This window comes from Candidatus Bathyarchaeota archaeon (assembly GCA_026014735.1).
Classification (GTDB): Archaea; Thermoproteota; Bathyarchaeia; order Bathyarchaeales; family Bathycorpusculaceae; genus Bathycorpusculum.
On sequence record JAOZHT010000004.1, the window covers coordinates 16,401 to 36,291 of the forward strand.

General features: G+C 51.4%; 23 protein-coding genes. 9 read left to right on the forward strand and 14 right to left on the reverse strand.

From position 1 onward, the window contains the following. Nucleotides 1-149: 149 nt before the first annotated feature. Nucleotides 150-947: a WbqC family protein gene (locus NWE93_12570; GenBank protein ID MCW4001063.1), complete on the reverse strand. Its 798-nt coding sequence runs from the start codon at nt 945-947 to the stop codon at nt 150-152. Between the two features lie 153 nt (nt 948-1,100). Further along, the gene (locus tag NWE93_12575) at nt 1,101-1,589 is read right to left on the reverse strand and encodes a DUF3795 domain-containing protein (protein MCW4001064.1); all 489 of its coding nucleotides are present in this window, start codon (nt 1,587-1,589) and stop codon (nt 1,101-1,103) included. 97 nt (nt 1,590-1,686) lie between these two features. Here NWE93_12575 and NWE93_12580 point away from each other — a divergent pair, with 97 nt between their 5' ends. Continuing rightward, nucleotides 1,687-2,160 (forward strand): GyrI-like domain-containing protein, encoded by a 474-nt coding sequence (locus tag NWE93_12580; GenBank protein MCW4001065.1) that lies wholly within the window; start codon nt 1,687-1,689, stop codon nt 2,158-2,160. On the opposite strand, the gene NWE93_12585 is transcribed toward NWE93_12580, so the two are convergent. Further along, nucleotides 2,145-2,378: a hypothetical protein gene (locus NWE93_12585; GenBank protein ID MCW4001066.1), complete on the reverse strand. Its 234-nt coding sequence runs from the start codon at nt 2,376-2,378 to the stop codon at nt 2,145-2,147. The two genes, NWE93_12580 and NWE93_12585, sit on opposite strands and share 16 nt — an antisense overlap. A gap of 158 nt (nt 2,379-2,536) precedes the next feature. On the opposite strand from NWE93_12585, the gene NWE93_12590 reads away from it, so the two are divergent. From NWE93_12590 to NWE93_12605, 4 genes are all read left to right on the forward strand, one after another. Beyond that, nucleotides 2,537-3,763 carry an FprA family A-type flavoprotein gene (locus NWE93_12590; GenBank protein ID MCW4001067.1) on the forward strand — a complete coding sequence of 409 codons (1,227 nt, stop codon included), beginning with the start codon at nt 2,537-2,539 and terminating at the stop codon, nt 3,761-3,763. Between the two features lie 120 nt (nt 3,764-3,883). Further along, nucleotides 3,884-4,945: a ketol-acid reductoisomerase gene (gene ilvC, locus NWE93_12595; protein MCW4001068.1), complete on the forward strand. Its 1,062-nt coding sequence runs from the start codon at nt 3,884-3,886 to the stop codon at nt 4,943-4,945. A 125-nt stretch (nt 4,946-5,070) separates the two neighbouring features. Further along, complete coding sequence (locus tag NWE93_12600; GenBank protein MCW4001069.1) at nt 5,071-6,420, forward strand: SLC13 family permease; 1,350 nt, start codon at nt 5,071-5,073, stop codon at nt 6,418-6,420. A gap of 32 nt (nt 6,421-6,452) precedes the next feature. After that, the gene (locus NWE93_12605) at nt 6,453-7,685 is read left to right on the forward strand and encodes an SDR family oxidoreductase (protein ID MCW4001070.1); all 1,233 of its coding nucleotides are present in this window, start codon (nt 6,453-6,455) and stop codon (nt 7,683-7,685) included. Here NWE93_12605 and NWE93_12610 read toward each other — a convergent pair. Beyond that, the gene (locus NWE93_12610; protein ID MCW4001071.1) at nt 7,676-8,713 is read right to left on the reverse strand and encodes a HesA/MoeB/ThiF family protein; all 1,038 of its coding nucleotides are present in this window, start codon (nt 8,711-8,713) and stop codon (nt 7,676-7,678) included. The two genes, NWE93_12605 and NWE93_12610, sit on opposite strands and share 10 nt — an antisense overlap. A gap of 176 nt (nt 8,714-8,889) precedes the next feature. Here NWE93_12610 and NWE93_12615 point away from each other — a divergent pair, with 176 nt between their 5' ends. Beyond that, nucleotides 8,890-9,636 carry a hypothetical protein gene (locus NWE93_12615; GenBank protein MCW4001072.1) on the forward strand — a complete coding sequence of 249 codons (747 nt, stop codon included), beginning with the start codon at nt 8,890-8,892 and terminating at the stop codon, nt 9,634-9,636. Between the two features lie 31 nt (nt 9,637-9,667). Here NWE93_12615 and NWE93_12620 read toward each other — a convergent pair whose 3' ends face one another. Further along, nucleotides 9,668-10,069, reverse strand: a complete 402-nt coding sequence (locus NWE93_12620) for a hypothetical protein (protein MCW4001073.1) — start codon at nt 10,067-10,069, stop codon at nt 9,668-9,670. Nucleotides 10,070-10,397: 328 nt separating this feature from the next. On the opposite strand from NWE93_12620, the gene NWE93_12625 reads away from it, so the two are divergent. Both NWE93_12625 and NWE93_12630 read left to right on the forward strand, forming a co-directional pair. Beyond that, on the forward strand, nt 10,398-10,943 hold the full coding sequence (locus tag NWE93_12625) for an ECF transporter S component (GenBank protein MCW4001074.1): 546 nt from the start codon (nt 10,398-10,400) through the stop codon (nt 10,941-10,943). A 26-nt stretch (nt 10,944-10,969) separates the two neighbouring features. After that, nucleotides 10,970-11,977 carry an AIR synthase family protein gene (locus NWE93_12630; protein ID MCW4001075.1) on the forward strand — a complete coding sequence of 336 codons (1,008 nt, stop codon included), beginning with the start codon at nt 10,970-10,972 and terminating at the stop codon, nt 11,975-11,977. A gap of 7 nt (nt 11,978-11,984) precedes the next feature. On the opposite strand, the gene NWE93_12635 is transcribed toward NWE93_12630, so the two are convergent. From NWE93_12635 to NWE93_12645, 3 genes are all read right to left on the reverse strand, one after another. Beyond that, nucleotides 11,985-12,740, reverse strand: coding sequence for a glycosyltransferase family 2 protein (locus tag NWE93_12635; GenBank protein ID MCW4001076.1), 756 nt, complete (start codon nt 12,738-12,740; stop codon nt 11,985-11,987). Nucleotides 12,741-12,819: 79 nt separating this feature from the next. Then, a complete protein-coding gene (locus NWE93_12640) occupies nt 12,820-13,548 on the reverse strand; it encodes a glycosyltransferase family 2 protein (protein ID MCW4001077.1) in 729 nt (242 codons plus the stop codon). 5 nt (nt 13,549-13,553) lie between these two features. Then, nucleotides 13,554-14,216 (reverse strand): class I SAM-dependent methyltransferase, encoded by a 663-nt coding sequence (locus NWE93_12645; protein ID MCW4001078.1) that lies wholly within the window; start codon nt 14,214-14,216, stop codon nt 13,554-13,556. Between the two features lie 158 nt (nt 14,217-14,374). Between NWE93_12645 and NWE93_12650 the strand changes: the two genes are divergently transcribed. Beyond that, nucleotides 14,375-15,409: a radical SAM protein gene (locus NWE93_12650; protein MCW4001079.1), complete on the forward strand. Its 1,035-nt coding sequence runs from the start codon at nt 14,375-14,377 to the stop codon at nt 15,407-15,409. Between the two features lie 5 nt (nt 15,410-15,414). On the opposite strand, the gene NWE93_12655 is transcribed toward NWE93_12650, so the two are convergent. The 6 genes from NWE93_12655 to NWE93_12680 all read right to left on the reverse strand — a co-directional run bounded on the left by NWE93_12655 (nt 15,415) and on the right by NWE93_12680 (nt 19,783). Continuing rightward, nucleotides 15,415-15,660, reverse strand: a complete 246-nt coding sequence (locus tag NWE93_12655) for a hypothetical protein (protein ID MCW4001080.1) — start codon at nt 15,658-15,660, stop codon at nt 15,415-15,417. 28 nt (nt 15,661-15,688) lie between these two features. Further along, complete coding sequence (locus NWE93_12660) at nt 15,689-16,927, reverse strand: glycosyltransferase family 2 protein (protein ID MCW4001081.1); 1,239 nt, start codon at nt 16,925-16,927, stop codon at nt 15,689-15,691. Between the two features lie 37 nt (nt 16,928-16,964). Continuing rightward, nucleotides 16,965-17,360: a hypothetical protein gene (locus NWE93_12665; GenBank protein ID MCW4001082.1), complete on the reverse strand. Its 396-nt coding sequence runs from the start codon at nt 17,358-17,360 to the stop codon at nt 16,965-16,967. A 94-nt stretch (nt 17,361-17,454) separates the two neighbouring features. Then, nucleotides 17,455-18,081, reverse strand: a complete 627-nt coding sequence (locus tag NWE93_12670; GenBank protein ID MCW4001083.1) for a cytidylate kinase family protein — start codon at nt 18,079-18,081, stop codon at nt 17,455-17,457. A 25-nt stretch (nt 18,082-18,106) separates the two neighbouring features. Further along, a complete protein-coding gene (locus NWE93_12675) occupies nt 18,107-19,018 on the reverse strand; it encodes an EMC3/TMCO1 family protein (GenBank protein ID MCW4001084.1) in 912 nt (303 codons plus the stop codon). A 219-nt stretch (nt 19,019-19,237) separates the two neighbouring features. Then, nucleotides 19,238-19,783 (reverse strand): nitric oxide synthase, encoded by a 546-nt coding sequence (locus tag NWE93_12680; protein ID MCW4001085.1) that lies wholly within the window; start codon nt 19,781-19,783, stop codon nt 19,238-19,240. Nucleotides 19,784-19,891: the final 108 nt, after the last annotated feature.

Below are 19,891 nucleotides of genomic sequence, written 5' to 3' on the forward strand. Positions count from 1 at the left end.
AGATACCGCTTTACCAGATTTAGAAAGATACCAGTGACCACCCAAGAGAAAAGAAGCGGCGTAAACCATGACCTCTTGATCTTCAAAAGTTCAAAAGAATAAAACAAGGGATAACACGCAAATAACACTAGTCACAAAAATATGCGTTTTTAGCTGTTCAGGTAGTTGGCGCTGTATTCGGTGCCGTTAATAATCACTTTTATGGGTTCCCGGCGGATGTTTAGGACCTCAAGAACCTTGTCAGCGGGATACTTCATAATCGGGGTAAGCATCGAAACCGTAGCGTAAGGAGCGGGTGGAGTGTAGGTGACTACGGCGGTTGTAGAATGGGTTAATCGCTCATATTTTTGTACATCAAGGTATTCGAGGCTGCCTTTACCCGCGAGGTAAACAACAGAACCATAACGGCTAAACTGAGAAGCTATCCGCTCGGTGGTGTCAGAGCCCTCGCTGCCGTAGGAAATGGAAAGGTATGTTTTGATGCCTAAAAGATCCCGCATCCATATTATCAGACGCAGATTAAGCTCCCAGAGGCGGCTGTAGCTAAAGAAAACCTCCTTTAAATCTTCACGGTAGGTGCTCCAAAGGGGGTACTTGCCGTATACCCGTTCAAGTTCCGCCCAGCGGCTAGGCATCAAATGCGCTTTTAGTTTTGCGTCCTTAATGGCGCAGCCGGCGGAGGCTTCGATGGGCAGAGTTAGCCATCGCCATTGGTTGTCCGTTCCGATTTTGACGCGGTGCACGAAGCGGTCGCTATGTCGGCTAAGTGGGTCGTAGGGGCAGATATCCATGATGTTTGAGTGGAACATGCGGTAAAAGAACCCGGGGTAGGGAAGAAGCGTGGGTTGGTGACCACTGAGAATCAACACGTCGTCTAAACAGAGATGCTCAACTTGCTCTGATGCTCTCTGAGTATCTTGGAGAGCCAATTGGCAATCAGTCTGCAAGAGAACCACTCTAGTCAATAAGCCTGGCACCTATTCAGGGTTAGACAATAAATCAAGCCATATAAATCTATGTATTGACACTCAAGCAACAACTCAAGACATACAGCTAAACAGGAAAAAGCAGGCGCCAGCGGTTTTCCTCAGCGCAAGAGGCTATTTCCGGTTTGGCACCCAACGAGCCTTATCCCACTGAGCCTTACTGACTTTCTTTTGGGGTTTTTCTCCCTGATAACCGCAAACATAGCATTTTCCGTCATGCACCGAAACCACGTCGCCGCAGCTTGGGCAACGATACTTCTCAGCTTGGCTTTCAAGGAACGCCTCCATGCCCTTATCCCTGATTGCCTTGAGGTTTTCAACCATACTCATGCTATAGCGTAGACGGTAATGCTCGTCTAAGTGGGTTAACCTCGCGCAGGGCATATCGGTGCATAGATGACATGAACTGATTTGCTGCTTCCGAATTTTCTCGCAGTCCCGCTTTAGGAATGCGCAGTTCTTGTTTCTTTCACGGCAGCCGCTGCAATGCGACACTTCGCCCTTCTTTTTGGGCACGCCCCGAGAGTAGGCAAGGTAGGCTTTGCAGACGCCGCAGTTCATGCCGCAGGGCGCGATGAGGTCAGCGTTTAAACGGTTTTCCATGTTATTGGCATAGTCTTCGAGGGCAATTATAGATTTTGCACTTGAATCCAGCAAACGCTATAAGGTCAACTATACCCCATCTGATTGGCGATTAGGCTTGGAGAAAACACCAAAACTTCTGCGCTTAAACCCCATGCACGCAGCATACGTTTACTCGTTAAGCCAAAACCCCGAGGAAGAAGCGCTTTCCAAAATAACCCAATTGAAAATCAGCGGTGGTTTGGGTGGGCGTTTGTTTGGCAGAAACATTTACCCCACCGACCAGCCTGAACCCCACGGATACGAATATTATCTAACTGTAGAAGATAAGGGCAAGCTTAAGGTCCAACCTATAGTGGGGGAAGTCCCGGGTGGATTATACGCGGTTTTAGACGGTGTAGGCTTGTTTAGCTTAAGCGAAGATTGGAAGAAACTTTTCATGTGGGTTGAAGCCAGCGGCTATGGACCACTCGGTGTAAAGAAAGGTGTGCATGGCTGGGTAAACAGCGCCTTTGAAGAATTCATAAATTGGCAGGAACAGAAACCGCCGAACGAATGGGTTTTTCGCCTCATGGTTCAAGTAAAAGAATAACCCAAATCCCTTACACTGCTGCTTAGCGTAGGTTTTGGCTTTCTTTGTTTATCCTTAACGTATCCGTAGGTGACATAGGACAGCAGCAGCAAGAAAATTGCCAGCATGAACGCTGCCATAACTGTTTGTCCGCTCTTCGCTTGACCCATTGCGGCCAGCAGGAAGCAACCGCAGAAAAAGATCAGAATGCCCTTGGCAACGTCGCCTGTGGTAGTCATAAGAACACGGCTGCTTTGCCCCTTAAAGTTCTTACGTATTTCTAATCAGCAAACCTTCCGGTATGCTCTTTGTGTCTATTATTTCTGAACGTTGCCTTTTGGTAGCTGCATTTTAAAAAGAAATATCTCTACCGCCGAGCATCTAGAATGGGATTTCCATGTCTGCTAAACCTTTTGTTTTGTCTCCGAACGTTTACTGGGTAGGCGTCAACGACTCGGACATTAAACTATTCGAGGGCCTCTGGTCCATCCCCGAAGGCGTATCATACAACTCTTACTTGGTGGTGGGCAGAGAGAAAACCGCGCTTATCGACTGCGTCCACGAAAGAAAAGCTCAGGAGCACTTTGAGAAAATCAGCCAAGTCCTCGACATCTCCAAAATAGACTACTTAATCATCAACCACATGGAACCCGACCACACCAGCGCCATCCCCCAACTCCTCAAGAGGGCGCCCAACATCAAAGTCATCTACACCCCAATGGCACAAATCATCTTCAAGAAATTCTACCAAAACGACCCCGCCGCTATCCTCACCAAAGGAGATGACATGACCCTCCCACTGGGCGACAAAACCCTCCGGTTCATCCAGACGCCGTGGCTGCATTGGCCCGAAACTATGAGCACCTACCTCCCCGAAGACAAAATCCTATTTTGCTGCGACGCCTTTGGAGCCTTCAACGTTCTGCCGGATGGCGCAGTATTTGAATCAGATATAGTTGACAAACAGGACGTTTGCTCATGTTCACAGAAGTATTTTGCTTCGGTCTTTAATGGGCAACGTGAATGGGTGCTTAAAGCCATAGAAAAATTCAGCAAACTGGGTTTGGAATTTGATGTGTTAGCGCCAAGCCATGGGCCAGTCTTCAACCAGACTGCAAAGCAGAAGCTTGCTGACTGGGCAAACTGGAGCCGGGGCAGCTTCAAGAGAAAGGTGGTGGTTGTTTACGGCTCGATGTATGGCTTTACGGGGCGATGCTTGGGCGCCGTAGAGGAGGGCGTGGCGGAGGCAGGTGGAACAGTTGAGATTTTTAATCTTTCCGAAGATAAAGCAGTTGATGCCCTAACCGCCCTAGTTGAAGCACCCGCCTTAATCGTTGGTTCCTCCACCTATGAGCATGAAATCTTCCCCAAAGTCGCCGACTTCCTAAACATGCTGAAAGTCAAAAAATACGCTGACCGCATAGCAGCTACCTTTGGCAGCTTCGGCTGGAGCGGGGAAGCAACCCGAAAAATCGCCTCTGAACTGACAGCGCTGGGTTTTGAGTTGGCAGGTCCGCCGATTCCGGTGTATGGGAGCCCAACGCAGGAGAGCCTATCGGAAATTAAGCGGTTAGCTAAAGCCGCAGCGGAGAAGGCCTTCCAGAAATATAAAGCCACAGGCTGAGCTGGAGAGGGCTGCGCGGTTCAGCTAGGTTAAGGCAGGTTGATGCATAAGTATCATGGAGTTCGGTAACATAATTCTTAAATCGCCCATCTGCTAGATGGTTGGCTGAAGGTACTTAATATGGTTAAACTGGATTTCGGTGGCGTCAAAGAGGACGTCATCACCCGCACAGAGTTTACAGTGGCGCAAGCCCAAAAAATCCTAAAAGACGAAGTCGTCGTCTCCCTTGGCTACGGCATACAGGGAGCAGCCCAATCACTTAACATGAGAGACAACGGCGTAAAAGTAATCATTGGACAAGAAAAAGAAGGCATATTCAAGAAAGAATGGGACAAAGCAGTCGCAGACGGATGGATTCCAGGCAAAAACCTCTTCCCACTCGAGGAAGCAGCAAAGATGGGAACCATCAAAATGTACCTGCTTACCGACGCAGCCCAGAAAGCCCTGTGGCCCAAAGTCAAAGCCACCCTCAAAGCTGGCGATGCACTCTACTTCAGCCACGGCTTCAGCATCGTCTACAAGGAACAAACAGGCGTTATCCCACCTAAAGACATAGACGTTATCCTCGTTGCCCCCAAGGGCAGCGGCACCAGCGTCAGACGCAACTTCGTTGACGGCTCAGGCATCAACTGCAGCTTCGCGGTTTTCCAGGATGCAACCGGCAAAGCCATGGACCGCGCCAAGGCACTTGGCATCGCCATCGGCGGAGGCTACCTGTTCCCAACCACCTTTGAGAAAGAAGTCTACAGCGACCTAACCGGCGAACGCGGCACACTTATGGGCGCATTAGCAGGCATCCTTGAAGCCCAATATAACACGTTGCGCGCGAACGGTCACAGCCCAAGTGAAGCCTTCAACGAAACCGTCGAGGAACTCACCCAAAGCCTCATCCGCCTCGTTGACGAGAACGGCATGGACTGGATGTACTGCAACTGCAGCGAAACCGCCCGCATCGGCGCCCTACGCTGGAAAGAACGCTTCCGCAGCGCAACCCAACCAGTCTTCGACAGCCTCTACGAGCTCGTGGCGGCAGGCGAAGAAACCCGCATCGTTCTCGAGAAGAGCAAGGCAGCGGATTACCGCCAGAAACTCGCTGACGAACTCAAAGAGATGGGTCAAAGCGAGATGTGGCGTGCAGGAGAAACCGTCCGCAGCTTACGTCCCAAGCAACCCAAGAAGTAAGCCTTCGCCCCTTTCCCTTTTCACTTCTTTTATTTTTTAACCTCAAGCATATTCATTCTGGCTTGCCGACTTCGCTAATTTTTTATAGTTGACCCAAGTGCCTGCTTTGTTATGCGAGGCTCCCTTTGGACTACATAGCTGCAGCGGCACTGTCTATTTTTGCGGTAACGCTGGTTCTGATGCTTAAGCGTCCATGGGGTATACGGCTGGGCTACGCTGCGGCAATCGGAGCAGCTGCCTCGCTGGCTCTGGGCACCGTTACCTTGGGGCAGGCGGCGCAGTCTTTTTTGAGTATTTGGGATGCGGCGTTGGCGTTTGTGGGCATCGTGGCGCTCTCGGTGGTTTTGGATGCCATGGGCTTTTTCAGGTGGGCGGCGCTGGGAGTAGTGCGGCTTGCGGGCGGCAGCGGCTTACGGCTTTACTTCTACGTGACGCTGCTGACGGCTGCGGTGAGCATCCTGTTTGCCAATGACAGCGCCGTGCTGATCCTGATCCCTATCGTGCTGGAAATAGTTAGCCTCCTCGACATCGGCTCCAAAGGCAAACTCGCCTACCTCTTCAGCGCAGGCTTAATCGCCGACACCGCAGCTATGCCACTTATCACCAGCAACCCCATAAACATCCTCAGCGCCGACTACTTCGGCTACAGCTTCCTAGACCACCTTGCCTTCATGGGACCCATCGCAGTAGCCACCATAACCAGCAGCATAGCCATCCTGTACTTGTTCTTCCGCAAGGGTATCCCCAAAGCCTACAACCCCGCCGCCGCAGAAACCCTAACAGCCGGCAAGCCCCCGATTTCGCGGGCCCTGCTACGGGTCTGCATTGCCACGTTGGTTGCGGTGGATGTGGGCTACGTGGTGACTTCGCTTCTGCGGGTGCCTGTTTCGCTGGTGATTTGCAGCGGTGCAGTTTTTCTTGCGGCAGCCTACGGAATCAGCCTAAAACAAAACGGCTCCGTAAGCGGCGAGCGCCGGGGGCTTTTTGGGTTAGCCCGCGACATCAACTGGGACATCCTGCTCTTCATGCTCGCCATCTTCATCGTGGTGCAGGGCCTCGAGGCAGCAGGCATCACCAACCTCCTCGCAGCGGCGCTCGATGCTTCCAGCAGGTTGCCCTCGGCTCTGGGAATCTTCGCCCCCAGCATGGTCGTCACCGTCGGCGCATCCTTCATGAATAACTGGCCCATGACGATCCTTGGCATGCTATCTATCCAGCACATCGGCGCCTCAGGCACGCAGCTCACGGGGCTGGTGTTTAGTAACGTCATAGGCAACAATTTGGGACCCCACTTTTTCCCGCTGGGTTCACTGGCGATTTTGATGTGGCTGGAAACCATGCGGCGGCGGGGCGTCAGCATCAGCCTGTGGAGTTACCTGAAAGTCGGCGCGGTTCTCTCCATCGTTGAGGTGGCGGTTGCGTCGCTGGTTCTTTGGGTGGAGATTGCCTTTTTTGGGTTTAAGCTTTTTATTTAGAAGCCAACAGAAAGATGAGGCAGGTGGCTAAGATGCTGGTTAGTAAAGGAAAATTTGGGCAACAAACCCTCAGAGACGAAGTCATTGTGGTTACGGGCGCAGGCCGCGGAATCGGCTATGAAGCTGCAAGGGCACTTGTTTGGCTGGGCGCCAAAGTAGTCGTCGCCGAAATCGACGAGATAAACGGGAAAGCCGCAGAAGAAGCCCTCAGCGCAGAGTTCGGGGCAGACAGGGCGTTTTTCGTTAAAACTGACATAGGAAGAGAAGGGGACATCGAGAAGCTCTCGGAGGCGGCGCTGAAAAAGTATGGCAGAATCGACGTAGTTCTAAACAACGCCACTGTTTTTCCAATGGCAGCGGTTGTGGATTCCCAAATAGGCAAATGGGACCTCAGTTACAACGTGAACCTGCGTGGACCCGTGCTGTTAGCCAAAAAATTCGTTCCCGACATGCTCAAGCGCAGACACGGCGTCTTCGTCTGCGTTTCCTCCTCGGGCGCAGCCCCCTTCATGGGCCCCTACGAGGTATTCAAGACTGCTCAGGTGGAGCTATCAAACACCCTCTCCGCGGAGCTGGAAGGCAGCGGCGTGTATGCATTCACGATTGGCCCCGGCATCTCCAAAACCCCCGGGTTCATCGAAGGCGGAGGCAAAGTGGCGGAGCTTATGGGCATGAGTCTTGATGAGTTGTTTGAACTTAACAAAAACGCGCAGATTTCCCCTGAGGCGGCGGGCGCGGGGTTTGCTTTGGCTGTTGCCCAAGCACAGCGTTATCATGGGCAGGAAACCAGCTCTATTCAGGTGCTGCGGGAAGCCAACATACCCTTCGAGCAGGACGCATCCGAGGCACCGCAGCCAACGCCGCAGGAACCGCAGCGCCAGCCAGAAAAGACCCCGCAGACGCGAAGGCTAAGGGAACTCTACGAGAAGGTGCTTAACAGCTTCATGGAGCAGTCGGAGGGCTGGAAGAAACGCAACCTCTTCGAGCGCCAGTGGGTTGCCAGGGACTTTAAGAAAACCACCGGTATGTCGATTGATGAAATGCAGACCAGCATAAAAGCGGCAGGCGACGCCATAAAAGCGGGCGCTTACACGGCTGAGCATAGGCAGACCGCCAGCAAAATCGCAGCGTATTATCTGCATCAGCGAGAGCAACTGATGGGTTTCGAGAAAAACCCCCAGAAACTCGAGCAGAACCTCAAAATCCTCGACGGCTACATAGAAGACGCTAAAGCTCTAACCGAGGCACTGACGATTCAGCACTGAGAAATCTCACCAAAAACCTCGCTGTACGCATCCAACGCCTCTTTTTCATCTTTAACGCCCTTAATCAGCATGCGTCCGCCCCCAAACAAGGTAACCTCAAAACCGCGGAAAACAAACCTCAACGCCAATTTGCTCTTCAGCAACACATCAAAATGTTGCCTGACGCGCTCATAGACGGCTTCGAGGGGGATGCTCAGGGGTTTTTGGGGGTTAATGTTGGCGGTGTCTTCGCCGCAGAGCCAAACCAGCCGACTTCCCTCCGCCGCCGATTTGGATTCTCCGCGGCAGACTGGGCACTGTGGATTTGCATGGAGGGGCAAAACGGTGAAGTTCATATCGGTGAAGTCGCAGACCAGCAGTTTGCCCAGAAGCGGCTCACCTATGCCAGTGATTAACTTGATGGTTTCTAGCGCCTGCAAGGTGCCGATTGCCCCCGCGGTTGCGCCCAAGATGCCTCGGCGGTTGCAGGTGTCACGGTCCATGTGGTCTGCATCTGCATTGTTGGGCATGAAGCATTCCAGGCAACCTGTTTTGGGGGGATAAAACACCGATAAGTTGCCTTCAAAGCCTATGGCGGCGCCAAAAACATAGGGCACCCCCAGCTCCGCGGCGGCGCGGTTAACAATGTGTCGTGCAGATACGTTGTCGAGTCCGTCAACCACCACGTCGACGCCGCTTAGCAGGGTTTTTGCGTTGTCTTGGTTTAGGTTCTCTGAGGCAGCATCCACTTGGATGAGGGGGTTGTGTTCAAGGAGTTTCTTTGCGGCCACTTCAGCTTTGGGGTAACGGAGGTCGCTTGGGCGATAGAGGATTTGGCGGTGCAGATTGTGGGGTTCAAGCGTATCTTGGTCGATTACTCGGATGTAGCCCACGCCCGCCAAGGCAAGGTAAAGCGAAGAAACGCTGCCTAAGCCGCCGACGCCGACTACCGCTACCCGCGCGTTTGAGAGCTTTTCCTGTCCGGCTTCTCCAAGTTCTTTTAGCACAGTTTGTCGGCTATAGAACACTTCTTTGAAGTCTTTCTGCATCTTGCTATTCCTCTGGGCGTGTGTTTGCCTTTAACGTGGAGGTGCCTATCATAGATTTCCCTTTGCACTATGGGGGAGACGCTTTCACTTTCGGTGACCCCTCCCCTGCCAGGTAATGTTGTTTCGCCGTTGATTTAAATAGGCAAAAGCGGGGTAACTGGTTTTCCGTGAACAAGATGCAGCAACAAGAACTCCTCTTCAGAACTCGGCAGATACAAAAGAATTCGGTCCTGCCACGGTTAACCTTTAACGAGCCAGACATAGACGGGCTTTTCCCAGGCTTCAAGGCAGGCGACTTCGCAGTTATCTACGGCTCACAAACAGTTAACTCCCAGGTTTGTCAACTCTGCGTTCAAGCACAGATTCCAAAAGAGTTCGGTGGACTCGAAAGCAAAGTGGTCTTCATCGACGCAGCAACCAGCCCTTCCATTTCAAGCCTGCCACAGGCGATGCAGCTAAACGTCACCAAAATGCGTGCCTACACTGCATATCGGTTGGCTTCAATCGTGACTGAGCAGCTAGAGCAAGCCATCGTTGAATCCGACGCAAAACTCGTTGTTATCTCAGACATTGCGGGTCCATTTCTAAGCGGCAACGTCGATGACCAGGAAGCCAAAGCAGCCTACAGCCAAGTTATGGGTTACCTCGCAGACTTAGCAAAGAAGCACCGAATCATCCTTGTTGCAACTTATCTTTCACATGAAAGCAACCAGAGAAACAGCATGCTGCAGCAGATAAGCTCCTCAAAAGCATCTGTTGTGCTTCGCTTCACCAAGACGCCTTATACCAGCGAAGTAGAGCTGGAGAAGCATCCAACCTATATGCTGGGCGTTGCGGAGTTCACGGCCGAAGTGAAGACGTTAGCTGACTTTTCAGCTGTGCCAGCTATCGCTGTTGCCACTTTAAGCGTCAGGACGCTATAAAATCCTCAGAGCCCCTTTTGGGGCAAGGGGTTTAGGAGAACAACGAGAAGGAGGATTCTTCTTCAGGTTCCTCGTTTTTCTTGTTGAATTCCGCGATTTTCTTGTCTAGTTCCTCGGCTTCTTTGGTGTTGCCAAGTGCTTTTTGGCTGTCCCGCGCGTTTTCCAGTGCGCTGATGCCGTAGCGTTCAAAGCCCTTCGCGAAGGATATGTCGCTGGATTTGGTATATAGTTCAACTGCTTTCTCGTATTCTTTGAGGTTAAAGCTGCATTCAGCTGCTTTATAGTTCATTTCGGCTGCGCCGAAGTAGTTCTGTCCTTTATAGTAGAGGTCAGCGACTTTTACGAAGAGGTCGCGTGCTTCGGCTAGTTTGCCGTTTTCCATAATCGCCATGGCGTCTTTGTGGAGTTTAATGGGGTCTTCTTTTACACTCATGATCATCAACTGCAAAATACTCTGCTTGTACTCCCATTTAGAATTTTCCCTCCCCCAAATATCCCTAGCGCCTGTTTTTTTTTCTATACCCCCTTATTTATAGGCTCAACATATGCATAGAAGAAGGGGTTTTTTGTCTGCATCCTCTAGTTTTCGCTGGGAAAGAAGGCTGCCTGCTGATTTAATCTATGTGTGTCTAGGCAATTGCCCCGGTAGCATCATCGATAAGAGACCTTTTTGTCTTCGATGCATGAGTTGATAAGCACGCAAGCAGCGTATCATTTATAGCTGATAAGTATGTACCTACAGCTATAACACCGTGATGACCATGAGTCAAAAACAGGAAAAGCAGTCCCCCGATAGGAAACGCTTAACCGTAATCCAGGTTGCAGTCTCAGGAGTCATGGCGGCACTAGTCATAGTCGCCACCGTCACGTTTCAGATACCAAACCCCGTCACACGGGGCTACACAAACATAGGCGACATCATGATTTTCGTCAGCGCCCTCACCTTTGGCCCAGTCGTCGGCGGCATCGCGGGTTCGGTGGGTTCAGCACTCGCCGATGTAATTTTGGGCTACGGCATCTTTGCACCCTTCACCTTCATCATTAAAGGAGCAGAAGGTACAATCGCGGGGTTAATCTCCAACCAAAAACGGCTCTGGCGTGACATATTAGCAGTAACGGTTGCCGGCGCAGAAATGGTCCTTGGGTACCTGCTGATTGAATATTTTGTGCTGGGGCTGGGCGTGGCTGCATTCGCCGAAATCCCCGGCAACGTCTCGCAGGTAGTTGTCGGCGGCTTGGTCGGTGTCCCCATCGCTCTGCTGCTTCGAAGAACGCTGCCTAAAAGTTGGAGAGCGCAACGCACTTAAAAGCTAGAATAAACAGAGGATAAAGTATGAAGCTACCGACTGGAAAAATCCCCATTGAACTGCTAAAAGACATAGTTTTCAAGAACCTGGGCGCTCCCCGAGGCGAAGTCGTGCTTGGCCCAGCCGCCGGGGTAGACGGCGCCGTGCTGGATGTAGGCACCAAAAACGCCATCGTCTCCATGGACCCAATAACGGGGGCGGTGGAACGCATCGGCTGGGAAGCCATCAACGTCAACGCCAACGACGTCGCCACATTCGGGGTGGAACCAGCATTCTTCTTCAGCTGCATCATGCTGCCCGAGGGCGCAGACAGCAAAATCGTGGAAGCCATCAGCAGCCAAATGCACCACGCCGCCGCGGAGCTAGGCATAGCCATCGTGGGCGGCCACTGCGAATCCACGCCGGGGCTGACAAACCCCATTGTGGTAGGCTGCATCATGGGCTTAACCGAGAAGGGCAACTACGTGACGGCTGCGGGGGCAAAACCCGGCGACAAAATCATACTTACCAAATCCGCAGGCATCGAGGGCACGGCGATACTTGCCACAGACCGCGAACTCCAACTGCGAGAGGTCTTCAGCCATACCATGCTCGACGACGCCAAACACTTCTACAGCCAAATCAGCGTCGTCAAAGACGCCTTAACCGCCTACCACGCGGGCGGAGTCCACGCCATGCATGACCCCACCGAAGGCGGCATCCTAAACGGCATCCACGAGATGGCAGACGCCGCAGGGCTGGGGGCAAGGGTGTCTGCGGAGAAAATCACGGTGGAGCCGGAAACCGCGAAGATCTGCCGCTTCTACGAAATCGACCCGTTGCAGCTCATTAGTTCAGGGGCGCTTCTGATTGCCGCTGCTCCGGAGGCTGCGGAAAAAATCGTTGATCGCCTCTGCAGGGAGAGAATTTACGCGGATGTCATCGGCGAATTCACGGGTAACGTTAACAAGCGGTTGCTGATGAAGGCGGATGGCTCAGCGGATATGCTGCCACGTCCCGTTTCAGACCATCTTTGGATAGCGTTAAGCCGATAAGAAAACGTTAGGTTTTATGCAACCCATTGCGGAAGCCGTTGAGCGGCAGCTGCAGAGCCCAATACAAAAAGAACACCGGATAAAACAGCACGTACTCGTAGAGATGAGAGTAAACAAGGCAGCAGCGTAACTCCACGATTGATTGGCTTAAGCCGTTTTTTAGGCTCCAGTTATCCGGCGGCTTATCATGCAGACAATAAGCCTCCGACGCCACCAACACCTTATAGCCGCGCCGCTCAATTAAGCGCACCAAATACGCATCCTCGTAGGCATGGAGTTCCTCAGGAATCCGAATCCCCGCCACCGCCTTATGCAGAATCAGCGTGTCATGCATTCCGCCCCGCAGCTTAAAGCATCGCCGCGCCACACGCATCTGAACCTTGAGAATATGCCGGTTTTTGACGTTAGGCAAAAGATCGATGTTTACTCCCCAAACCGCTCCAACGCCCTTAGAGGCATCGGATTGGATTTTACTAAACCAGCCTCGGCTAAGGATTACGTCGCTGTCCACAAACACAAACCACTCCGTGGTCACTTTAGCTATGCCTGCGGTGCGTGCTCTGGCTCTTGAACCCTCCATCTGGAAAAGCTTGACGTTGCCGTATCTGCGGTTGAATTCGTCAAGGATTTTGAGTGTGCGGTCGCTGGAGAAGCCATCGATGACGATGAGGTTTTTGATGGGCACGTTTTGGTAAACAGAGGTTAAGCATTTGCGTAGGAGATGCTGGCTGTTTTTGGTCAACAAGACGACGTCGACTTGCATAGGTGCCCTCAATGTAGTAGCTACATGTTAATGGTTACCTTTACCCTTAAAAATATGTAACCTAAGCTTTTGTTTTCGTTTAGGGCGAGAGCATCTGGTAGATTGAGTAGGCAGTATAGAAGCCGTAAGCCAAGATTAGCCTGCTGATTAATCGGGGGTTCCCAAACCGGAAGGACTCCGCCATCAGATCTAAACTTCCCCTCAGACTCCAAACGGTCTCGGGGCGGTAATGGATACAGAAGGGGCTATAGCAGGGCACAACACGGTAGCCCTTGGCGGTTATCCAGTCTTTGATGTAGGCGTCCTCGAATACATGCAGGTCAGGGGGGATATGTATGTCCCGCATGAGGCTACTTCGGATGAGAGTGTCATGGGTGCCTCCTCGAACCTCAAAAATCTTGCGGGTGGTCGTGAGAAACAGCCGCAGCGTCTTGGGCTTGGTTATGGTGGACCAAACCTCAATGCCCCATACTGCCCCAACGTCGGGTCCGATGTATTTTTTGGCTTTCTCATACCAGCCCTGGCAGAGCACCACGTCGCTGTCCACAAACATAAACCACTCCGTTTCAACGTTTTCAATGCCTCGTTGGCGCGCGGTGGCGCGGGTGCCCCCATCGAGGATTACTTTTACGTTGCCGTATCTGCGGTTGAAGTCCTCAAGGATCCTGTGGGTGCCGTCGACGGAGTAACCGTCCACCACAATCAATCGTGCAACCGGCACGTTCTGGTAGATGGATTCGATGCAGCGGCGAAGCATACGCTGGCTGTTTTTGGTTATCAGGACCACATCGATTGAGTCATCAGCCACCGCATTCACTTCCTTGCCGCTATCCTAACGGTTAATCCATACGTTGGAAAGCGAAACGACCTAAAAAACAGCTTGCCCCCAAACCGAGCAGCCAAATCATAGAAGGACTCCACAGATAAAGCCCCAAACCCTAAACGTCCAGTAACTGTTTCCCACTCCGCCTGCGTTCGGGTGCTTATGTGTGTTTGGTCGTAGTCCCGCATCAGCCTACGCAGGGGCTTCTCCACCTTCCGGTTTGGGGTGGTGCAGACAAGTACGCCTCTGCAGACCTTAAACATGCCGTATAGCGCCTGCTCAGGATGGGGCAGATGCTCCAGCACATCAAAACACGTGACCAAATCAAACGTATCGGCCTGAAAGGGCAAAGCGGTTTGGGCGTCGCCGACCAAAAATTCGCCGCTGCCAGCCTTCGCCTGCCTCGTGCCCCATGCGGAAACATCCATGCCCACGGCTTGGTAGCCTGATTCTGAGAGGGCCTGCGTGGTGAATCCGTAGGCGCAGCCGACGTCTAATGCTTGTTTACCCTGACCGTTTAAAAGGGGCATGTTGAGGGTTTGGGAGGCCCACTGTAATACTTCCAGTACATGCCGCTTAACCAGCTGCTGTTTTAGCGTGTACTTTCTTGTTTGGAAGTAACTCTGGGTGTATGCCAATCCGGTGCCCGCCATTATCTTTTATGCGGGGTTGCTTTTATGTTCAAGCCCAAATCACCCTGCCCGCGGCACAGAGGAAAACAACAAAAACACAGGTGCAACTGATAACGGTTTTATAGTTGTCCAGACTGAATACTCTAAACAAAAAGTTAAGCGGCAGTGAAAATTAAGGTTTGACAACGGGCATAAAAAAGGCATTATCCATCGCGAGGCGTTCCTTGGCTTCAGGTAAACCCCATCATGCACAGTGGCTAGTTACCAGAAAATGCAACTACCGCTGCGTAGGCTGCAACGTCTGGAAAGAACAGGATCCCAATGAACTGTCAACCGAAGAAATAAAGAAGGGGCTAGACATCCTCAAAAACGCAGGCATAATCGAGCTGGTTATCTCAGGCGGCGACCCCCTGCTAAGGCCCGACATCGGCGAAATCCTCGATTACGCCTCAGAGCGCTTCGTCACAACCGTCTACGATAACGGCAGCATGGCGGCAAAAAAAATTGATCTGCTGCGCAAAGTCGATTTTGTCGCGTTATCCATCGACAGCCTAGATGAAGCCAAGAACGATTACATCAAGGCGGTTCCGGGCGCCTGGAAAAACGCCATGGCAGCCGTCGAATTGCTCCAGAAGGAAAAGCTCCCCGTGAGCGTTACCCCCACGATTAGCCAAAAGAACCTCTATGAAATCGTGGATATAACCAATTACTTCACCGGCAGGGGCGTCCCAGTGTGGTACTGCCTCTACAGCTATGACACCTCCGAGGACAGCAAGCAGCTCTTCAGGATAGGTAAAGCAAACGACGAATTCGTAATAACAGACAAAAAAGCCATGGTGAACCTCTGCAACCAACTTATCGAAATGAAGAAAACAAACAAGAACATACTGATGACCACCAAGCTCCTTGAGACACTCCGCAGCCTCTTTGACGAGGAACAGCGAACCTGGAAATGCCAAGCACTCAGCAGCTTCTTGGTGGTGGATCACCTCGGCAGAGTTGCGCCTTGCCACAGCAGAAACTATTTGGGCAGCGTCTTTGATTTACCGCAGAAAATGAAAAGCGAAGAGTTCAAGGCTCTACGCAAGGACCTCCATGACTGCACCCAATGCAACTACCTCTGCTACGTATTCTACTCCCTATACGGCTCCCCCAGGGGTCACATTGCCCTAGCAAGGGAACAGTGGAAAAACGCCAAGCTGCTCCTCAAGTAGCTTGCCTATAGCTCCAAGTTCTGGATCGCGGAGAAGCACCCCGTGAACATACTTGCCAGCTGCCGACTGTTAGGCTGCGGCGCCTCCATATCTGCAACGCAGGCAATACAGATCAAAGATATGTCATTGCTTATCAATCTTGGGCCGGCGTCACGGGGCCGCCTAAGCTCTATGGCAGCGGGCAAAAACAGCAGTGAACCCATAAAAGCCGAGGTACCCACCAAAGCAGCAACCACCAATTCTATAGCCAACTCTTCTTCGCCTCGCAGGTTTGGTTTTTCAGCATAATCTCTCTCCTTTACCAGAATGCACAGTTTTTACCCAACCATGCTGCCGCCGCCTCAGTTTCGCCGCGGCTAAATCAAAGATGGCAAGCATACAGATGGGCATGTTATAGAGGAAAGTCACCATGGATAATGGAACCAGCCACTGCGTTCGCCTCCGACCGTCCAGGTATAAGCCTACGCTGACCTCAAAGAAGGGTGCAAAGTTGCCTACGAAGCTGTAGAGGGACAGGGGAAGAATGATTGTTAAAGCGAAGAGGTAATAGCTGTTTAGAAGCGGATTCATGTTGGAGCAAATCAGAATTAAACCCATAATGAAGGAAGCAAACACCAGAATCGGCATAAAGTAGATGTTAAGCAGCAGCAACCCATCGATTTTCTGCTTCACATCCAGCTTGGTGGTGCAGAGCACACTCCAAAAATGCTTAAAGAAGCATTGCATATGCCCCTTTGCCCAGCGTTTCCGCTGCCGCCAATACGAAGCCCAAGTGTTAACGGCTTCTTCGTAGCATTCAGCGTTAACGTCATATTTTATTCGGTAGCCAGACAGGTAAATCCTAAAAGTCAAATCAGTGTCCTCCGCTAAAACCCCCTCATCCCATCCGCCCAACTGCTCCAGCACACAGCGGCGAAAACCACCCACGGTGCCCCCGAACTGCGTAATCAACCCCAAAATATCCCTTGCCTCCTGATCAACACGGTAACCGCCCACACGCTCCAACGCCACCAGGCGAGTTATCGCATTCTCAGGCTCATTTAGCACCACCACTCTACCCTGGACCGCCCCGACTTTGAGATCAGTGAAGGCGGCGGTAAGTTGCCTGACAATCTCTATGGATGGGTAATAGTCAGCGTCAAAGCAGAGGATGATTTCGCCGCGAGCGCCTTTGAAGCCCTCGTTCATGGCGGCGGCTTTGCCAATTCCACCGTGGGAGCCGCGGTGCAGCACCTCCATGTAGGGGTAATGTTTTTGGTAGTCGTCAGCGATTTTGCCCGTGTGGTCAGTGGAGGAATCATCGATAACGATGATCTGCAGTTTATTTTTGGGGTAGGCCACCTCGGTGAGGCGCTGTAGCAGTCGCCCAAGGACTCTTTCTTCATTTCTAGCGGGGATAAGGATGGATACAGTTGGCTCAAAGGGGATTGCGGCGGCGGGGACGGTTTTTGGTGGGTTGTTGGCTTTTTTTAGCACCGCCAAAGTGAAGATGTAGTGGCGGATGAGGTAGGCAAACATGAGAACGCTTAGAGCGATGAAGAAAAATTCTATGGCTTCAATTATCAGCTGCTATCACCTGCGGGGCCCGGAAGCGTAGAAACGTTAGGCTAAGGGACCAAAAAGAGATAACTAGAAACGAGTTGAAGAGGGGATAACTTATGGTGTAGAGGACTTTGAGGGTGGAATCTGAAACTAAGTTGATGCTGGCGACTGAAAGGGTAAGCGCGTGGAAGAGGCAGTTCCATGTGGCGAATAGTATGTTGCCGGCGGTTATCAGGCCCAGTTTGGTGAGGGGGTTGCCTTGGAGTCTGGACATGAGTGAGATGAAGAGTGCGTTGAAGATTAGCAGGGCGATGGTTGATTGGAAATCTGCTTGAAGGTGGGTTATGAGGAGGGATAGCAGGATTATTTCCACCAGTAGGAATTCGGCTAGCCGCCTTATCAGTTGCATGCTTCTCCCTTCCCGTTTCTCCAGTAATAAGTATTGATAAAGGGCTATTGCATGTTTTGTGCTTTTAAAGGTGCGGAAACTATGTTTTAGAAGATTAATCTTCTGAATCTGAATCAGATTTTGTAAGAACTAATTTGTCGACCACCCGACAAAGCACCTCAAACACTTCCACCGCATTCAGACTGTTAGTGTCCAAAACAAAATCAAACGGCGAAAGATCCTCGCCTAAAACAAAACCATAAAGCTGCAGATAAATCGCTTTAGTATGATCCTCTTTCTCCTTAAGCATCTTAACCGCCTGCTCCAAAGTCAAGTTATCCCTCTGGGCAACCCTTGCAGCTCGGTTCTCAAAAGAGGCTTCCAGCCAAATCTTAAAGCCGCCGCCCTTATAGAGCCAAGGCATAGTCCAGCTGTCCAGCAAAACATTCCCCTCCGAGGCATACTGAAGCAGCTTATCGTCAACAGCCTTATCGAATTTGGGGTTGCTGACGCGTTCTTTTAGAAATTTTATGCCAACAGGGTTTTCCCACCAGCCCTCGATGGTTATGTCATATCCCTCATCTTTAGCTAGGGCTTTGAGTGCATCGCCGCCAGAGTAGTAGCGGAGCCCATATTTCTCTGCGATTTTCTTTGCCAGAGTGCTTTTGCCCGTGCCCGCCATGCCAGAGATGCATATGACCATTTTAGGGGTGGCTTGGCAGGTGTGGTTGGGTTGGGGCATGTTAGGGGTCATCTCTATCGGGGAGTTACTGTTCTATGGGCATGACGCCTATTATGCGTTGGGACAGCAGCCCCAGGAATACTGAAAGCAGCGGGTAGAGCCACACAACGGGCAATGGACCAATCCCGGGCAGATATGCCAGCGAGGTGGTTCCGAAGACTGGAATAAGCACCAGGAACCATACGATGAGGTAAACGAAGGATATGCCGATTTGCAGCATCTGCGGCTTGAACATTTTGGCCTGCATGTTGTTTATTTGAGATTGCCTCTTCTTGAGCTTCTCCATCTGCTTCTTATCCTGTGCCCGCGCTGCAGCCATGCTTTCCCGGCGGAATTCAGCCATTTCCTTCTGCATAACACGGTACTGCGCCCAGCCGATGAAGTAGTTAATTAGAACACGGTTTATCCCTGTGTTCAAGAATGCAATGCCCGCAGCAATGCCCAGTATCGCCAGTACGGGAAGGAACGTGACAATGTTCACTTGAAAGCTTACATCGTCAATTTGAACTGTAGATGTGGCGGTGGATGCATCTGTAGCCCACGTGTAGTTCCCTGCTACGACAGGGTTGGTTGCGTCGAACGTAAAGGTTAGGCTTTGCCCCGAACTTAAGCCTTGGCCAGATGGACTCAGGTAGAAGACGGATTCCTTGCGGGTTATGGTCCATGACTGCGAGGCAGGCTGCTGGGTTATAGCTGGGTTGGCTATGGCGCTGTAGCCTGCGGGAATCGTGACGTTGATGTTGGTTAAGGTGCTATTGTTGGCTGCGTTGGTGATTACGCAGGTGTAGGAGGCAGCTTGATTTACGCCATCATTGTTTGACGAGACGGAAAGAGAATAGTTTGAAGCTGCCTGGGCAGCGGCGAAAGCACTCACCGCATAAATCACAAATAACGCCACAGTTGCAAGTAAGATTATTTTTTTGTTTAACGCCTTCATTCTCGGGGCTCTCTTTTTGCGTGGTTATGTCGTTTATGGCTACATGTTCCTCGTTAATAACCATTTTTGCTTCTTAAGAGCCAAAATGAGCAAAACCAAGTTTCTCAATCGACCAAAAAGTCAGCTTTCAAAAGCCTCCATAGCCAACCTGCAAGCTGGAGCGGGCCAGAAACCAAACGGGCCATAGCCCAGGCCCTCTGGGAGCCTAAAGCATCTTGCCTATTCTGCCTCATTAACTGCTTTAGCAAGCGAACGCGCCCAAACCTCTATGCCTGCCCAGTCGCGAGTGTCATGGATGCGGGTGGTATCTAAACCGTTTCTGCGTAGGCTTTTGCGGTTAACCCTAACCATGATGTCAACGACTAAGCCGTGGCTATGACTGAAATCTAGGTAGCCGCCAAAATAGCCTAAGGCTAAAGGCTGCAAACCGTGTTCATCAGCGGTTTTTTGCAGATATTGACATTTTGCTTCTTCACGTTTTTGGTCCTTGCGGTCGGCCATCTGGCAGCTGACAAACAGCGCGGTCTTTTTGGTTTGAAGCGTCTGCTTGTTTTTGCTGAGGAACTCTATTGATTCTTTAGTCCATTTGTCCGCTCGCATCCCGCTACCCACCACGATTAAGTCGTAGCCGCCTATGTCTGAGGGGGCATCTTTTGCGTCGACTATTTCGGCGGGGATGCCTTCATCTGATAACGCTGCGCCGATTGCCTGTGCCACCTTAACGGTGCCGCCCCATCTTGTGCCATAGATTACAAGAGCCTTCATCGTGTTTTCCAACGTTCATTGCAGAATTAGCCATAGTTCAGTTTAAAGTGGCATATTAAGCATGTCATGAAGATGAGAATAAAGCGATGAATAGCAACAAAAAGTGAA

Coding starts and splice junctions, on each gene's coding strand:
- ilvC (MCW4001068.1), top strand. CDS start 3,884: ATGGTTAAACTGGATTTCGGTGGCGTCAAAGAGGACGTCATCACCCGC.
- NWE93_12620 (MCW4001073.1), bottom strand. CDS start 10,069: ATGAGTGTAAAAGAAGACCCCATTAAACTCCACAAAGACGCCATGGCG.
- NWE93_12660 (MCW4001081.1), bottom strand. CDS start 16,927: ATGTTTGCCTACCTCATCCGCCACTACATCTTCACTTTGGCGGTGCTA.
- NWE93_12590 (MCW4001067.1), top strand. CDS start 2,537: ATGTCTGCTAAACCTTTTGTTTTGTCTCCGAACGTTTACTGGGTAGGC.
- NWE93_12585 (MCW4001066.1), bottom strand. CDS start 2,378: ATGACTACCACAGGCGACGTTGCCAAGGGCATTCTGATCTTTTTCTGC.
- NWE93_12630 (MCW4001075.1), top strand. CDS start 10,970: ATGAAGCTACCGACTGGAAAAATCCCCATTGAACTGCTAAAAGACATA.
- NWE93_12635 (MCW4001076.1), bottom strand. CDS start 12,740: ATGCAAGTCGACGTCGTCTTGTTGACCAAAAACAGCCAGCATCTCCTA.
- NWE93_12625 (MCW4001074.1), top strand. CDS start 10,398: ATGAGTCAAAAACAGGAAAAGCAGTCCCCCGATAGGAAACGCTTAACC.
- NWE93_12675 (MCW4001084.1), bottom strand. CDS start 19,018: ATGAAGGCGTTAAACAAAAAAATAATCTTACTTGCAACTGTGGCGTTA.
- NWE93_12680 (MCW4001085.1), bottom strand. CDS start 19,783: ATGAAGGCTCTTGTAATCTATGGCACAAGATGGGGCGGCACCGTTAAG.
- NWE93_12610 (MCW4001071.1), bottom strand. CDS start 8,713: ATGCAGAAAGACTTCAAAGAAGTGTTCTATAGCCGACAAACTGTGCTA.
- NWE93_12575 (MCW4001064.1), bottom strand. CDS start 1,589: ATGGAAAACCGTTTAAACGCTGACCTCATCGCGCCCTGCGGCATGAAC.
- NWE93_12670 (MCW4001083.1), bottom strand. CDS start 18,081: ATGCCCCAACCCAACCACACCTGCCAAGCCACCCCTAAAATGGTCATA.
- NWE93_12615 (MCW4001072.1), top strand. CDS start 8,890: ATGCAGCAACAAGAACTCCTCTTCAGAACTCGGCAGATACAAAAGAAT.
- NWE93_12645 (MCW4001078.1), bottom strand. CDS start 14,216: ATGGCGGGCACCGGATTGGCATACACCCAGAGTTACTTCCAAACAAGA.
- NWE93_12605 (MCW4001070.1), top strand. CDS start 6,453: ATGCTGGTTAGTAAAGGAAAATTTGGGCAACAAACCCTCAGAGACGAA.
- NWE93_12665 (MCW4001082.1), bottom strand. CDS start 17,360: ATGCAACTGATAAGGCGGCTAGCCGAATTCCTACTGGTGGAAATAATC.